The organism is Chloroflexota bacterium (assembly GCA_034717495.1).
Classification (GTDB): domain Bacteria; phylum Chloroflexota; class Anaerolineae; order JAAEKA01; family JAAEKA01; genus JAYELL01.
The window spans coordinates 1-13,918 of record JAYELL010000103.1; the positions used below are offsets into that span (position 1 = coordinate 1).

12 protein-coding genes are annotated in these 13,918 nt (G+C 59.7%); 10 read left to right on the forward strand and 2 right to left on the reverse strand.

Features of this window, described 5'->3' with window-relative positions; translation table 11 throughout:
* Nucleotides 1-366 precede the first annotated feature (366 nt).
* The 10 genes from surE to hypE all read left to right on the forward strand — a co-directional run bounded on the left by surE (nt 367) and on the right by hypE (nt 10,454).
* Entirely contained in the window at nt 367-1,206 is an 840-nt protein-coding gene (gene surE / locus U9R25_18360) for a 5'/3'-nucleotidase SurE (GenBank protein MEA3337860.1), read from the forward strand.
* A gap of 145 nt (nt 1,207-1,351) precedes the next feature.
* Nucleotides 1,352-2,272, forward strand: coding sequence for a branched-chain amino acid transaminase (locus U9R25_18365; protein ID MEA3337861.1), 921 nt, complete (start codon nt 1,352-1,354; stop codon nt 2,270-2,272).
* Between the two features lie 9 nt (nt 2,273-2,281).
* Entirely contained in the window at nt 2,282-3,217 is a 936-nt protein-coding gene (locus tag U9R25_18370) for a hypothetical protein (GenBank protein ID MEA3337862.1), read from the forward strand.
* A 6-nt stretch (nt 3,218-3,223) separates the two neighbouring features.
* Nucleotides 3,224-4,096, forward strand: coding sequence for a DUF92 domain-containing protein (locus tag U9R25_18375; GenBank protein MEA3337863.1), 873 nt, complete (start codon nt 3,224-3,226; stop codon nt 4,094-4,096).
* A gap of 156 nt (nt 4,097-4,252) precedes the next feature.
* Nucleotides 4,253-5,059 (forward strand): glycosyltransferase, encoded by an 807-nt coding sequence (locus U9R25_18380; GenBank protein ID MEA3337864.1) that lies wholly within the window; start codon nt 4,253-4,255, stop codon nt 5,057-5,059.
* Nucleotides 5,060-5,135: 76 nt separating this feature from the next.
* Nucleotides 5,136-5,507: a hydrogenase maturation nickel metallochaperone HypA gene (gene hypA, locus U9R25_18385; GenBank protein ID MEA3337865.1), complete on the forward strand. Its 372-nt coding sequence runs from the start codon at nt 5,136-5,138 to the stop codon at nt 5,505-5,507.
* Nucleotides 5,504-7,900, forward strand: coding sequence for a carbamoyltransferase HypF (hypF, locus tag U9R25_18390; GenBank protein MEA3337866.1), 2,397 nt, complete (start codon nt 5,504-5,506; stop codon nt 7,898-7,900). The genes hypA and hypF overlap by 4 nt, the downstream gene beginning before the upstream one ends.
* Entirely contained in the window at nt 7,891-8,136 is a 246-nt protein-coding gene (locus U9R25_18395; GenBank protein ID MEA3337867.1) for a HypC/HybG/HupF family hydrogenase formation chaperone, read from the forward strand. Before hypF ends, U9R25_18395 begins: the two co-directional genes overlap by 10 nt.
* Before the next feature lie 49 nt (nt 8,137-8,185).
* Nucleotides 8,186-9,295 (forward strand): hydrogenase formation protein HypD, encoded by a 1,110-nt coding sequence (gene hypD, locus U9R25_18400; protein ID MEA3337868.1) that lies wholly within the window; start codon nt 8,186-8,188, stop codon nt 9,293-9,295.
* A 100-nt stretch (nt 9,296-9,395) separates the two neighbouring features.
* Nucleotides 9,396-10,454: a hydrogenase expression/formation protein HypE gene (gene hypE / locus U9R25_18405; GenBank protein ID MEA3337869.1), complete on the forward strand. Its 1,059-nt coding sequence runs from the start codon at nt 9,396-9,398 to the stop codon at nt 10,452-10,454.
* A 420-nt stretch (nt 10,455-10,874) separates the two neighbouring features.
* Here the strand turns inward: hypE and U9R25_18410 are convergent, their stop codons facing one another.
* Together U9R25_18410 and U9R25_18415 are read right to left on the reverse strand one after the other, a co-directional pair.
* Nucleotides 10,875-11,864, reverse strand: a complete 990-nt coding sequence (locus U9R25_18410; protein MEA3337870.1) for a glycosyl hydrolase family 18 protein — start codon at nt 11,862-11,864, stop codon at nt 10,875-10,877.
* A gap of 93 nt (nt 11,865-11,957) precedes the next feature.
* Nucleotides 11,958-13,844 (reverse strand): glycoside hydrolase family 20 zincin-like fold domain-containing protein, encoded by a 1,887-nt coding sequence (locus U9R25_18415; GenBank protein ID MEA3337871.1) that lies wholly within the window; start codon nt 13,842-13,844, stop codon nt 11,958-11,960.
* Between the last annotated feature and the right edge of the window lie 74 nt (nt 13,845-13,918).

The following is a 13,918-nucleotide window of genomic DNA, read 5'->3' on the forward strand; positions in this document are numbered from 1 at the left end:
CTAGCTTGCTAGCTCACGCACCGCCTGCTGGCGTGGCGTGCTGGCGTGCCGTGGTGTGCGCTCCTCCGAAGGACTCCGGATGGCCGCAGGACCGGAAGGAGCGGGCGCAAGCAGGGCGGGAGTCCAGGAAGGCTACGCACGGCCTCGACACCAGCGGTCGGGATTCTTGAGGCTATAAGTTTACCATAGGGTTACCGGGAGGTGAAGGGCAGGCAGCGAACGCACATCGAAAAGTAACGGCTCTTTTGGCAAATCGTCTGCCCTGAGATACAATGCTCGCCAGACGGTGTTGTGTTATGGTAGTTAGTCCTGCTTTTTTTGAGCCGTCTCGCCGATTTTCTCGCCCGGATTGAGCCTCGATTGACTATGTCATCTCACATTCTTGTAACCAACGACGATGGTGTCACCTCGCCCGGCATTCTGGCACTGAAACAGGCGCTGGAAGCGCTGGGCCAGGTGACGGTCTTTGCGCCCGACCGCAATTGGAGCGCGGCAGGGCATAGCAAGACCATGCATAAGCCGCTGCGGATCCAACAGGTGGTGCTGGCCGACGGCTCTCCCGCCTACACCACCAACGGCGCGCCCTCCGATTGTGTGGGCCTGGCTCTGCTGGGTGCAGTTCCTGTGCAACCTGATCTGGTGGTCTCCGGCATCAATCAAGGACCGAATCTGGGCCATGATATCACCTACAGCGGCACCGTGGCAGGTGCCATGGAGGCTGTGGTCGGCGGACTGCCCGCCATCGCGGTCTCAATGGAAAATGGCGAATGGCGCGATTTCGATGCCGTAACCGGTGTGGTGACAGAGCTGGCCCGGCTCATCCTGGAGCGAGGGCTTCCTCCCAATACGCTTCTCAACGTCAACGCCCCCGCTCGTTCAGCCGGTGACATTGCCGGCGTAGCTGTCACGCGCCTGGGCAGGCGGGTGTACAAGGATGTGTTGATCGAGCGGGAAGACCCCAAAGGACGCCCCTATTACTGGATCGGCGGCGAACCTCCTGGCGGTGTCGTGGAGGATGGCACAGATATCGGCGTGGTGGCCCGGGGATTCATCTCCGTCACTCCCTTGACCATGGATATGACCAACTACCCGTTTCTCAAGAACCTGCGCGAGTGGCTGGCGCTGTCTGACTCTGGCAGCCTGGATAGCCACAGCAGCGGCCCTCTTCCCGGTTTTGAGGAAGGGGCGGAAAAGAATCGCAGATGACGCTGATAACCGCCGATAAACGCTGATCAGACATCAGAAAAGATCAGCGATCTCTGTGCCGAAGGTCTGCGTAAATCAGCGGTGAAGAGAAAAAATCTCAACCGCAGGCCTGTGCCGGCCTGTCCAGGTCAGGGAAGGGATAACAATGGAAACAAAGTATGCGTTTTTTGAGGGCAGGATTGTGCCCTTTGAGCAGGCAAAGGTCAGCGTAATGACCCACGCCTTGAACTATGGCACCGCCTGCTTCGCCGGTATTCGAGCCTACTGGAACGAGCAGGAGAAGCAGCTATTTTTATTTCGTCTGAACGATCATGTCGAGCGCTTTCTCACTTCCTGCCGCCTGCTCATGATGGATGTACCCTACAGCGCAGAGCATCTGGCTGGCGTTGTGGTTGAGCTGCTGCAGAAGGAGGGTTTTCGCTCCGACATCTATATCCGTCCTCTTGGTTACAAGGCTGATCTGAAGATCGGCGTGCTGCTTCACGATATGGTCGACGAAGTCACGATATATGCGTTGCCTTTTGGGCGCTACGTTGAAAACGAGGAGGGGGCTGCGGTTTGTGTCTCATCCTGGCGACGGGTTGATGACAATGCCATGCCTGCCCGGGGCAAGATTTCCGGCGCCTATGTCAATTCGGCCTTTGTCAAGAGCGAGGCTTTGCTCAACGGTTTTGACGAGGCGATTGTACTAAGCCAGGACGGGCACGTGTCGGAAGGCAGCGCAGAGAATCTCTTCATGGTCCGCAATGGTTGCCTCATCACGCCGTCCATTACTGCCAACATCCTGGAAGGGATTACCCGCCGTACCATCATGCAGCTGGCTGATGAACAGTTGGGCATCCCGACCGAAGAGCGGCAAATTGACCGCACTGAGCTTTACGTCTGCGACGAACTGTTCTTCTGCGGCACAGGGGTTCAGGTGGCAGCGATCACCTCGGTCGATCACCGGCCGGTTGGCGCTGGCAGCATGGGCCCAATCACCGAGGCCATTCGCGATCTCTACTTCGACGTGGTGCGCGGCCAGGTGCCGGCCTACCGGGACTGGTGCACGCCGGTGTACGTCTAACCGTATCAGATGACTTTCGAGCCTGCACCCTTTCCCGATGGCCGACGAGCCTTGCTGGCACTGGCCGTGCTTGGCGCGTTGGCCCTTCTGTTGCTCTGGCGCCTCTTCAGCCGTCCGCCGGACGGTTTCTCCTTTGTGCTGTTGGTGGTGATCCTGGGATTACTGATTCCCATTGCCTATCTGGCCTGGCGGGCGTGGGCCTGCCGCAGTCTCAGCTACTGGATCGATCGCAACGCTGTGACGGTGGCATGGGGACCATTTCGTCAGGTGATCCCGCTCGACAAGATCGAGCAGATGACGCGGGACCAGGCAACTCGAAGCTTCCTGGAACGATCGGTTGCAGAGCAGGGCCTGTCCTATTCCACCTGGCTCACCAGCGAGGGCCACCAAGAGGGCTTGGGGTCCTGGTTCTCGTTCGGACCCTATCTGGGACGAAGCGCAGGGCTGGGACAGCGCCTGTTCACCAGCCTGGCGTCGAGCGCTCCCATTGAACAGATGATTCTGGTTACGCCGGAAGAGGATTTTGGCATCTCGCCGGCCGACCCTGACAGGTTTCTCCAAGCGGTCGAAGCGCATCACCAGCTTGGCCCAACCCGGTTGCTTTCCCTGGAACGACATGAGCCGGAGGTGCTGCGCTCCGATCTCTGGCATGACCGCTGGGCGCTGGGCATGCTGGGTGCGGGATTCCTGTTTGCGTTGTTAATCGTCGGTGTGCTCATGATCCGCTATCCGAGCCTGCCCCCCGGGTTTGGACAGCCTGCCGACATTCCGGGCGGCCTTGCGGTGTTGCTGCCTGGTTTTGCCGTGGCAGTCTGGATCGTCAACAGTATTTGGGGTTTGTTGATCTACGACAGGCACCGGATCGGGTCCCTTTTTTTGTGGACTGGCACCCTGCTCGTTCAGTTGGCGATTCTGGTATCCCTTCTCCTGATGACGGCGGTGTAGGACCCCATGTCGCCCGTTCGTTTTCTGGTCGGATTGATCATCAGCGCATCGATTGGGTGGTTGGCCTACAAGCGTGGCGCCCTTTCGCCAAGCGGCGTATGGGGTGCCATTATCACGGGCACGGTCGTATTCGGCTTTGGTGGGCTGACCTGGGGATTGGTGCTGGTCGTTTTCTTCGTGAGCTCCAGCCTCCTCAGCCATTTTCGCAGGGCTCAGAAGCTTCAATTGGCCGACAAGTTTGCCAAGGGAGAGCGCCGTGATCTGGGGCAGACGTTGGCCAACGGTGGCGTTGGCGCCTTGCTGGCCCTGGCAGTTTTGCTCTTTATCGACCTACCGGGCGAGGTCCGATCGGGTAATCCATTGTACGTTTTTCTGACCCTGGCCTATTTCGGTGCCATTGCCACGGCCAATGCGGACACCTGGGCGACCGAGTTAGGCGTTCTGGCGCCGTCGCGGCCGCGGTTGATCACCACGGGCAAGGAGGTGCCGGCCGGCACCTCCGGCGGTGTTACCTGGCAGGGGTCGCTGGCTGCACTGGCGGGCGGCACTTTCATCGGTGCCAGTGCGTTTTTGATCATCCAGGTGGCCTCGCTGGCGACGAGCGGGCAGCTGCTGATGGCGGATCTGCCGGTCATCCTCATTGCAGGGCTCGCCGGGTTTCTTGGCTCCATGGTGGACAGCCTGTTGGGTGCGACCCTGCAGCGAGTCTATTGGTGTGATACCTGTCAGAAGGAGACCGAACGACCGGTCCATAGCTGTGGAACGACCACCAGCCCGCGCCGGGGATGGGGATGGCTTAACAACGATGTAGTGAACTTTCTGGCATCAGCTGCAGGTGCACTGATTGGCGGCGGGCTGGGTTTGCTGATTCTGCTTTAGCGGCATATAATCCACCGGTGGTCACGGGCGGTAACCGGTGACCATCAAGCCTGTCAGCGGGCCTTTGGTTGGCAGGAAAGAAAACGGAAAGAGTGTCTGGGACAGGCGAAGCATCGCACTGTGCGCCTGTCCTTATTGTTGCCGTCGATAGCGATAATGAAACGAGATCCGGACATGCCAGGTGAGGAACATCGGCCCTTTATCTCCGTCGTGATTCCCTGTTACAACGAAGAGGGGAATCTGGAGAGAGGCGTATTGGACGAAGTGTTCCAATATCTTGAGCAGCAGGACTACCCTTGGGAAGTCATCGTCGTCAACGATGAGTCCACCGATAACAGCCAGCGTCTGGTTGAGGCAACTATTGCCGACAAAGCACGTTTCTCCCTGGTCAATATTCCCCATGGGGGTAAACCTGCTGCGGTCTGGGCTGGTATCCAGCAATCGCGGGGGGACATTGTCCTGTTCACCGACATGGACCAATCCACACCGATCGGTGAGTTGGATAAACTTTTGCCCTGGTACGATCAGGGTTATGATGTGGTGATTGGTTCCCGGGGCGCGTCCCGGGAAGGGTTCAACCTGATCCGACAGGTCGGCAGCCTGGTGTTTCGTGCCATGCGCAGCCTGTTTTTGCTACGGGATATCAACGACACCCAGTGCGGCTTCAAGACCAGTCGCCGGGAGGTGGCGTTGCAGACCTTTCCTCGCCTGCAGTTCTTCAAGCAGGAGGAACAGCCCAGCGGGTGGAAGGTATCGGCCTACGATGTGGAGCTGCTGTACATCGTGGAACGGGCGGGCTACCCCATCAAGGAAGTCATTGTCGAGTGGCAGAACCGCGATGAGAGCGATACCAAGGGACAGCAGAGCGATCTCGCCCGCTACGTGCAGGAGTCGATCGAAATGGGACGCGAGGTGTTTCGTGTCAAGCGTAACCAGGTTCGGGGCATGTACGATGATGTCTGAGGGCAGCGCTTGCGGTTCCCCGGAATGGCGTGTGCCATACCTGGCGGCATCCTGAACGTACACGGCACGCACAACTATGCACGAACTGTCGATCGCCTGCAACCTGGTAGAAACCGCTGAAACCGCTGCTCGGGATGCCGGCGTCGAACAGGTCTCAGCGGTGCATGTGCGCGTCGGCGCCCTCTCCGGCGTGGTGAAGGAATCCCTGCTCTTTGCCTACGACCTCGTCGTCAAGGACACGCTGCTCGAAGGCTCGCAACTTGTGGTCGAGGAAGTGCCAGTTATCGTCTACTGCCCTTCCTGCGATGCGAATGTGGCACTGACCTCCCTTCACAAGTTCGCCTGTCCCCACTGCAAGACACCCACGCCCAGGATCGTTTCCGGCCGGGAGCTGCAACTGGTGGCCCTCGAAATTGAAGACGCCGAGACCTTTCCCGACCTCCAATGATTGAGCGACGCCGCCTGACGGTCACCGGTGTGGTACAGGGTGTTGGGTTCCGACCCTTCGTCTTCGGATTGGCAAGCCAATACGACCTGGCCGGCCTTGTGGGCAACAACAGTCAGGGCGTGTTCATCGAAATCCAGGGAGCGCCAGCTTCTCTCGATACCTTTGAGCAAGAACTGGTGGCCCATCCACCTCCCCTGGCCCACATCGAAACGGTCGCCAGCGAGATACTGCCAACCAACGACGATACGACATTTGCCATCGTTCACAGCCAGGCTCAGGCAACAGCCAGCACGCTGATCTCCCCTGATGTCTCACTCTGCGACGACTGCCGGCGCGAGCTCTTTGATCCGGGCGATCGTCGTTTCCGTTATCCCTTCATTAACTGCACCAACTGCGGGCCGCGCTTCACTATCATTCGCGACATCCCCTACGACAGGCCGTTGACCACCATGGCCAACTTCACCATGTGCCCTGCCTGCCAGGCCGAATACGACGATCCAGCCGATCGCCGCTTTCACGCCCAGCCCAATGCCTGTGCCGATTGTGGTCCCCAGGTTTTTTTTGAGTGGTCAGAGCAAAAAAAACCAGCCGAATTCGCTGAGGTGGAGGAGCAGTCGGATCCAATTGCCCAGGCCCGGGCACTGCTTATCCAGGGTGGCATCGTCGCCGTCAAGGGCCTGGGTGGCTTTCACCTGGCGTGCGATGCCACCAGCGACGAGGCGCTGGCGACCCTGCGCGAGCGCAAGGGGCGGGTGGATAAACCCTTCGCTGTCATGGCCGTCGACATGGAGACCGCAGCCGGAATCGCTCAGATATCGGCAGAAGAAGCCGATTTATTGACCGGCACCGAAGGAGCGATCGTGCTGCTGCGCAGGCGGGTCGACAGTGTGCTATCGGGCCTGGTGGCCCCTGGCAACAATGCTGTTGGCGTGATGCTGCCCTACACGCCGCTGCACTACCTGCTCCTGGGCGCCGACCAGGGTGCAGGCCGGCAATCCGCCCGTGGACGGATGCGCCCCGGTTCGGTCCTGGTGATGACCTCGGGCAACTATTCCGATGAGCCCATTGTCAAGGATAACGGTCGGGCGCGGGAGTGGCTGTCAGGCCTGGCCGACGCCTTTTTGTTTCACGACAGGGACATCCACGTCGGGTGCGACGACTCGGTGGTGCGCGTCTTTCGCGGCCACGAGCTGCCTATCCGCCGCTCCCGTGGCTACGCACCCTTTCCGGTGAAACTTCCGCTGCAGATTCCCCCGACCCTGGCTGTGGGCGGTGAGTTGAAAAGCACTTTCTGCCTCGCCAGGGACGACTTCGCCTTCATGAGCCAGCATATCGGCGATATGGAGAACCTGGAGACGCTGCAGGCCTTTGAGCGGGCGGCAGCCCATTTCCAGGAAATCTTCCGCTGTGCACCGGAGCGAGTCGTCGCCGATATGCACCCGGGCTATCTGTCGACCCGTTGGGCGGAGAGGAATGCCGGCAGCGCCAGGCTTCTCAAGGTCCAACACCATCATGCCCACGTTGCGGCGGTTATGGCCGAGCATGGCCTCGATGGCTCGCGGCCGGTGATCGGTTTCAGCTTCGACGGCACCGGCTATGGCCCGGACGGCGCCATCTGGGGCGGCGAGGTGCTGGTGGCTGACTACAGCCGGTTTCGGCGAGTCGCCCATCTACAGTATGTGCCCTTAGCCGGCGGCGATTCGGCCATCAAACGGCCCTACCGGGTCGCCCTGGCTCATCTGTGGGCCGCGGGCGAACCCTGGGATGCTGATTTGCCGTCCGTGGCCGCCTGTCCCCAGTCTGAACAGACAGTCCTTCGGCGCCAACTGGAAAGGGGGCTCAATACAGTCCCCACCAGCAGCATGGGGCGTCTCTTCGATGCGGTCGCGTCCCTGGCAGGCGTCCGCCAGGTTGTCACCTATGAGGCTCAGGCAGCCATCGAGTTGGAAGCGATGGCCGCAGAAGGTGTCGAAGAGACTTATGGGTTCGACGTGCCATCTGTGGTATACTACGGCGATCCGGCAGCGATCAATGCCAGCCCGGTGATCCGGGCGGTGGTTGCCGATGTCCGTGCAGGTGAAGCACCAGCAGTGATTGCTGCCCGCTTTCACAACGCTGTCGCCGATTTGATCGACAGGCTGGCCCGGCAACTGCGCGAGCAGACCGGCATGGAGTGTGTCGTGTTGAGCGGCGGTGTCTTTCAGAATGTTACCCTGTTGGCTCTGGCAGTCGACCGGTTGGATCAGGCCGGTTTCCAGGTGCTTACCCATCGACTGGTCCCACCAAACGACGGTGGACTGGCGTTGGGACAGGCTATCATCGGCGGGTTAAGGGCAGATGCGTATGTTTCCTGGCTCAACACCAGTTCTGGAGGCGCGATAAGATGTGTTTAGGCATACCTGGCAAAATAACCGAGGTCTACGATCAGCAGGGCATCGCCATGGGAAAGATCGATTTCGACGGCATTCAGAAAGAGGTGTGCCTGGCTTATCTTCCCGACATCGAGGTGGGCGATTACGCCATCGTTCATGTCGGTTTTGCCATCACCAAACTGGACGAACAAGCAGCCCAGGAAACCCTCGACCTTTTTCGGGAGATCGGTTCCCTGGAGGAGGAACTGGGGGATTAATTGTCAATTATCACTGGTCAATTGTCAATAGTCAATCAGGTATCGACCGATGAAGTATTTAGACGAGTACCGCGATCCCGAGCTAGCCGGAAAACTTTTCGACGAGATTCGTGAAACCGGCAAACACCACTGGACTATGATGGAAGTCTGCGGGGGACAGACCCACTCCATCATCCGTAACGGCATCGACCAGCTACTTCCCGACACCGTCGAATTGATCCATGGCCCCGGTTGTCCTGTGTGCGTTACTCCATTGGAGACGATCGACCGGGCGCTGGCCATCGCCTCGAGTCCCGATGTCATTTTCTGTTCCTTTGGCGATATGCTGCGCGTCCCGGGCAGTGAGAAAGACCTGTTTCGCGTCAAGAGCGAAGGAGGGGACGTGCGCATCGTCTACTCCCCGCTGGATGCATTGAAGGTTGCAGGCGAGAATCCCGAGAAGGAAGTGGTCTTTTTCGGAATTGGCTTTGAAACCACTGCGCCGGCCAATGCCATGGCGGTTTTCCAGGCCAAACAATTGGAAATCGCTAACTTCTCGATGTTGGTGTCGCACGTGCTGGTGCCACCCGCTCTTGAGGCGATCATGAGTTCCCCCAGCAGCCGGGTCCAGGCCTTTTTGGCAGCGGGCCATGTCTGCTCGGTGATGGGCTACTGGCAATACGAGCCCCTGGTGGAAAAGTACCGGGTGCCGATCGTCATCACCGGCTTCGAGCCGCTGGATGTCCTGGAAGGGATTCGTCGTGTTGTCGTGCAACTGGAAGAGGGTCGGGCTGAGGTGGAGAACGCCTATGAACGAGCGGTTTTGCGGGAGGGCAACCTGCCTGCGCAGCGCATGCTCAAGGATGTTTTCACCGTTTGCGAACGTACCTGGCGCGGCATAGGCAGCATAGCCAACAGTGGCTGGGAATTGAGCGACAAATACCGTGAGTTTGATGCCGCTCACCGCTTCACTGTGACCGATATCAAAACCCAGGAGTCGCCCCTGTGTCGCAGCGGTGAAGTGCTTCAGGGTTTGATCAAACCGAACCAGTGCCAGGCCTTCGGCACGGTTTGCACGCCGCGGAAACCTCTGGGCGCCACTATGGTTTCCAATGAGGGAGCTTGCGCGGCCTATTATCGTTATGGCCGTTTCGCCGAAGTAGAATCGGCAAACACCTGATTCGAACGGCCAATCTGCCGTTTTGCCGTTTCGCTTTTCAACTTGTCCACTTGTCTACTTGTTTACCTGTTCGCCTATCAACTCATTTACCCATCCTCCAATGACAAAAGAGCTAAACTTCGAGGGCTGGACCTGTCCCATGCCCTTACGCGATCATTCCAATATCATCATGAGCCACGGCGGCGGAGGCCAGTTGTCCGCCGAATTGATTCAACATCTCTTCCTGCCGGCCTTCAGCAATGAACAGCTGGAGGCTTTGGGCGACTCCGCGGTATTCGACCTGGGGAATCGGCGCCTGGCGGTGTCCACCGACTCCTTTGTGGTGCAACCCCTCTTCTTCCCGGGCGGGAATATCGGCCACCTGGCGGTCCACGGCACGGTCAACGATGTCTCGATGAGCGGAGCCACTCCTCTGTACCTCACGGCCGGATTCATCATCGAGGAGGGCCTGGCGCTGGAGTCCCTGGGCTTGATCGTCGGGAGCATGGCGGCGGCAGCAGCCGAAGCCGGTGTTAGACTGATCGCCGGCGATACCAAGGTTGTCGACAGGGGGCACGGCGATGGGGTTTACATAAACACGAGCGGCATCGGCGTCGTTCCTGACGGGGTAACGATTGGGCCGGATCGGGCCGAACCTGGGGATATGGTGCTCGTCAGTGGCACCATAGGCGACCACGGCATGGCCATCATGAGCGTGCGCGAGGGTCTTCAGTTCGAGACGAGCATCGAGAGCGATACGGCTGCCCTCAACGGGCTGGTGGCCGCCATGCTGGAAGAAACCAGGGACCTGCATGTGTTGCGCGATCCCACGCGCGGCGGCGTGGCGTCGGCCCTCAACGAGATCGCCCAGGCCTCCGGGGTTGGCATCATGCTGGAGGAGCGAAAGATCCCAGTGGGTGCTGCCGTGGCCTCGGCTTGCGAATTGTTGGGCATGGACCCCCTCTATGTTGCCAACGAGGGCAAGTTGATAGCGATCGTTCCCCAGGAGCATGCCGATGTCCTGCTGGACACCATGCAACGGCATCGCCACGGCGCAGAGGCTACCATCATCGGCCAGGTGGTTGAGGATCACCCGGGCATGGTGGTTGCCCGCACCGGCATTGGCGGCACGCGTATCGTAGACATGCAAGTGGGGGAACAATTGCCGCGTATTTGTTAATGACTTGAACAGGCTTTGTCACTGCGGCAGAGGGAGGGGAGGGGGGGACACGGGGAGGGGGGACGCGGGGACACGGAGACACGGGGACGCGGGGATGGGGCGACACGGGGACGCGGGGACACGGGGTGGTTTGGACCACGAAGGCACGGAGGTGCGCGAAGGTCATGAAGCGCGAAGGGCACGGAGGGCGCGAAGGACGCGGGGAGGGGGCGACACGGGGACGCGGAGACGCGGCGACACGGGGACACGGAGACACGGCGATCCAGGAGCGAGCGAGATATCCGTGGCAGGTTCATGCGTTATTGGGGAAACCGGGCGGTGAAGGGAGTCTGAGATTGCCACGCCGGCTCGCAATGACAATCGGAAGACTGTGTCATTGTGAGTGATCCATCCCGTGGCGGAAGCGATTGTATCTATCGGCTAATGCATCGACGCGATCGTCTCGCGAATCACCGGCCAGATTGCCGGGTCTTCGCCGCCCAGTCGCCAGATGGCGATGCCGGCCAGGTCTGGATGCTGCGCCAGAATAAAGGCCAGCCGTGTTTCAACTCCCTTTGCGTCGCCCACGTGCACCGTGTGACGGTCATCGGGCCCGTAGGTGAACCAGGCTTCGCCCGAGTCGTCGCGCTGGATGTTTGCGTCGTAGGTTCCGGCTGTCCTCATAGCCCGTTGCCAGTCGATGCTCTTGCCGTGGGACCCGGTCCAATTGTAGCCATATAGCGGAATGCCCGCGTAGGTCTTCTGCGGCGGCACCTGCGTCGAGGCGTAGGTCAGGACAGCATCGACCCAGGTCAGCGGCGCAATCGAACCTGCTTCACTTGCCCCGTGGTGGTAATCGTAGGTCATGATCTTGAACTCGTCCACCGCGGCTCCGAGGCGCTGCCAATCCTGGGCCAACGGGCCGCCCCAGGAACCCTGTTCGTCGGTTTTTGGATGAACGGCGATGGAGAGCAGCTTTTCCCGGGCGTGTACGGCAGCGGCCAGTTCCTCGACGAACAGGCTGAACGCGTCACGGTCTTCGGCATAGAGACTTTCGTAATCGATATCGATGCCGTCGAAGTCGTTCTCCATTACAAGGGCGACGATCTCGGCGATGTGGGCCGCTCTTCTTGCTTCGTCGTGGATGATGGCGGCAACCGAGTCCCGGTTGAAACCGCGGTTGACGATGGATGGTACGATTCGCAAGCCTGCTTCCCGGGCGGTTTTTAGCCCTTGCGAACTCTGAATACTGCCGACAATCTCGCCATCACCCGTCAGCTCATACCAGAAGAAGTTGACCTCGCCGATGACATCGCTGTTTTCCGAGAGGGTTCGCTGCTCCAATACGCTGACATAGGGCGCCCAGATGGTGACCTCAGGACCGTTGCGGGCGAGGCGCTCAGATGGACGCGTTTCGGTGGGTGCTGGCATGAGTGTCTCCGTGGGCGCGACGCAGGTGGTCAACGCAATAAGCAAGACGCCGAGGACTCCGTTGACAATCGACCATCGACCATTGACCATTGACTATTGCCCTGGCGGGTTTTGGTAATCATCCCGCATGCGTTTCAGGCGACCGACACTCTCCTCATAACCACCGGGGCGATTGCGTGCATGCCAGATGTGATCGTAGCCGGCAATCAACGCGTCGGCTTGGCCGGCCAGGTCCTGCCGAATCTCGGGCCCGTCGGGAACAATACCGATCAGCCAGCGGAGCCGCTGACAGCTGTGGCGCAACATGTTGATCGCCCAGCGGAACTCCTGGTCGATCAGAGCAGCGTCGGGCCGCTGGCAGTTGCTCTGTGACAACCGCTGCTCGAGGTCATCCAGCTTTGCTTCTGTCACCCGGATGCGTTCTTGCGTTGCATCCAGGTCGTCGATGGCGCCAATCCGCTCGCGCAGGATCTGGGGCCGGTATAGCATCGCGCTGAACAGCGCTGAGCTATTGGGGGCGGGGAAACCGATATCCTGATAGAGATTTCCCAGTTCGAAGACGATGCTGCCCATCTGGCCCGACTCGTCGCAAAAGGCATAGTGATTCAGCGCCTGAGCGATGTCGAGAGCGATGTTGGTCTCGCCGTGCCACGAGAGGGCTGCGCCGTAGAGGAAGCCCAGGTAGCTCACCGGCAACGGTTGCCAATGCCCATCGTCGCCCCAATCGGTATTCAGGTAGCCGACAGCGCCATGCTTCAAACCATTTCTGGCCGCGTTGCGCAGATTTTCCATGGCGTTATCAGTGCGACCCACGATCGTGCGCCAGCTGGATGTACCTGGCACCACATAAAAGGGGATGCCGGCAGCATGATAGCGCGCGCCATGCTCTTCGAACTTATGCCCGGCCTCGTAACCCCACTCCAGCGCAATGGCATCGGTGGGCAGTTCGGAAACCAGCTCAGGGTGTTCCATAACGATATCGCCCCAGAACTGCATGGTGTAACCGCGAGCCTTCACCTCCCGATAGATCTTCAGCAGAAAGTCCAGGTAAACCTGTCCAGCGCCACGCTCCGCCACCAAATTCTTGCTCAAACCCTGCCCGATATCAAAGGTTTCGTCACAGCCCACATTGGCCTGCTGACTGGTGAAATGAGGCAGGAGTTCGTCCAGCATATCGCGTACCAGATCGATGCTCCCAGGCACGCTGGGCGAGATCGAATAGGGCCCCTCGTGCCATCCCCACGGCGTGTCGAATCCGTCGAGCACCTCCGCCAGCTGTTTGTAGGCGTCATGTTCCAACCAGCGATGCATGTGGCCAAATGTGTTTTGGTTGGGGACCAGTTCAATATAACGATCCCGGCAGTAGGCATCCAGCGCCAGTATCTGCTCGCCGGTCATGGGTGACGCGTCCGCCCACACCGTTGGATGATTGCGGTAGGCGAAGGTATGCTCCGTGTAGAGCTGGAACTGGTTGATCTTCAAGGAAGCCAGCAGGTCCACCAGATCGAACAGCGTTTCCATGGTGGGCACCTTATCCCGGCTGATATCCAACATCACACCCCGGTTAGGGAAATCGGGCCAGTCGGTGCAGCGCAACGCCGGCAGCGAGTCTGCGCGTTGCTGGAGCAGTTGGCGCAGAGTCTGTACGGCATAATAAACACCGGCTGGCCGGCTGGCGATCACATCGATCCGGCCGGGCGTGATCGTCAGCGAGTAGCCCTGCTCGTGCGGGACGCTTCCCGGCACAATGCTCAGGTTGACGCCCACCTGATCTGCAGGCACGACGGTTCCCGACACGATCTGCCACCGCACTTCGGCAAAGGCACGCAGTGCGTCCTGCAGTTGCTGCGCCGAAAACCACAGCGCCTGGGGATCGATGCTGTCGATGATGATCAGCCGGTCGGGCGCCAACTGGAACGTGTCGCCCGTTAAATCAAATTGGCGCGGCACGGGAATCAGTGGCAAATTCGAAGTATCCATTTCGATTGGTTTAGCTCCTTGCTAACTATCAATTGTAAGTGGTCAACGATCAGTTGTTAACACCTGCGCCGGAA

What these genes read in the sequence shown, in the direction of transcription:
- hypE (MEA3337869.1), top strand. Translation starts at nt 9,396, where the DNA reads ATGACAAAAGAGCTAAACTTCGAGGGCTGGACCTGTCCCATGCCCTTA.
- hypA (MEA3337865.1), top strand. Translation starts at nt 5,136, where the DNA reads ATGCACGAACTGTCGATCGCCTGCAACCTGGTAGAAACCGCTGAAACC.
- U9R25_18380 (MEA3337864.1), top strand. Translation starts at nt 4,253, where the DNA reads ATGAAACGAGATCCGGACATGCCAGGTGAGGAACATCGGCCCTTTATC.
- hypF (MEA3337866.1), top strand. Translation starts at nt 5,504, where the DNA reads ATGATTGAGCGACGCCGCCTGACGGTCACCGGTGTGGTACAGGGTGTT.
- U9R25_18415 (MEA3337871.1), bottom strand. Translation starts at nt 13,844, where the DNA reads ATGGATACTTCGAATTTGCCACTGATTCCCGTGCCGCGCCAATTTGAT.
- U9R25_18370 (MEA3337862.1), top strand. Translation starts at nt 2,282, where the DNA reads ATGACTTTCGAGCCTGCACCCTTTCCCGATGGCCGACGAGCCTTGCTG.
- hypD (MEA3337868.1), top strand. Translation starts at nt 8,186, where the DNA reads ATGAAGTATTTAGACGAGTACCGCGATCCCGAGCTAGCCGGAAAACTT.
- U9R25_18365 (MEA3337861.1), top strand. Translation starts at nt 1,352, where the DNA reads ATGGAAACAAAGTATGCGTTTTTTGAGGGCAGGATTGTGCCCTTTGAG.
- surE (MEA3337860.1), top strand. Translation starts at nt 367, where the DNA reads ATGTCATCTCACATTCTTGTAACCAACGACGATGGTGTCACCTCGCCC.
- U9R25_18375 (MEA3337863.1), top strand. Translation starts at nt 3,224, where the DNA reads ATGTCGCCCGTTCGTTTTCTGGTCGGATTGATCATCAGCGCATCGATT.
- U9R25_18410 (MEA3337870.1), bottom strand. Translation starts at nt 11,864, where the DNA reads ATGCCAGCACCCACCGAAACGCGTCCATCTGAGCGCCTCGCCCGCAAC.
- U9R25_18395 (MEA3337867.1), top strand. Translation starts at nt 7,891, where the DNA reads ATGTGTTTAGGCATACCTGGCAAAATAACCGAGGTCTACGATCAGCAG.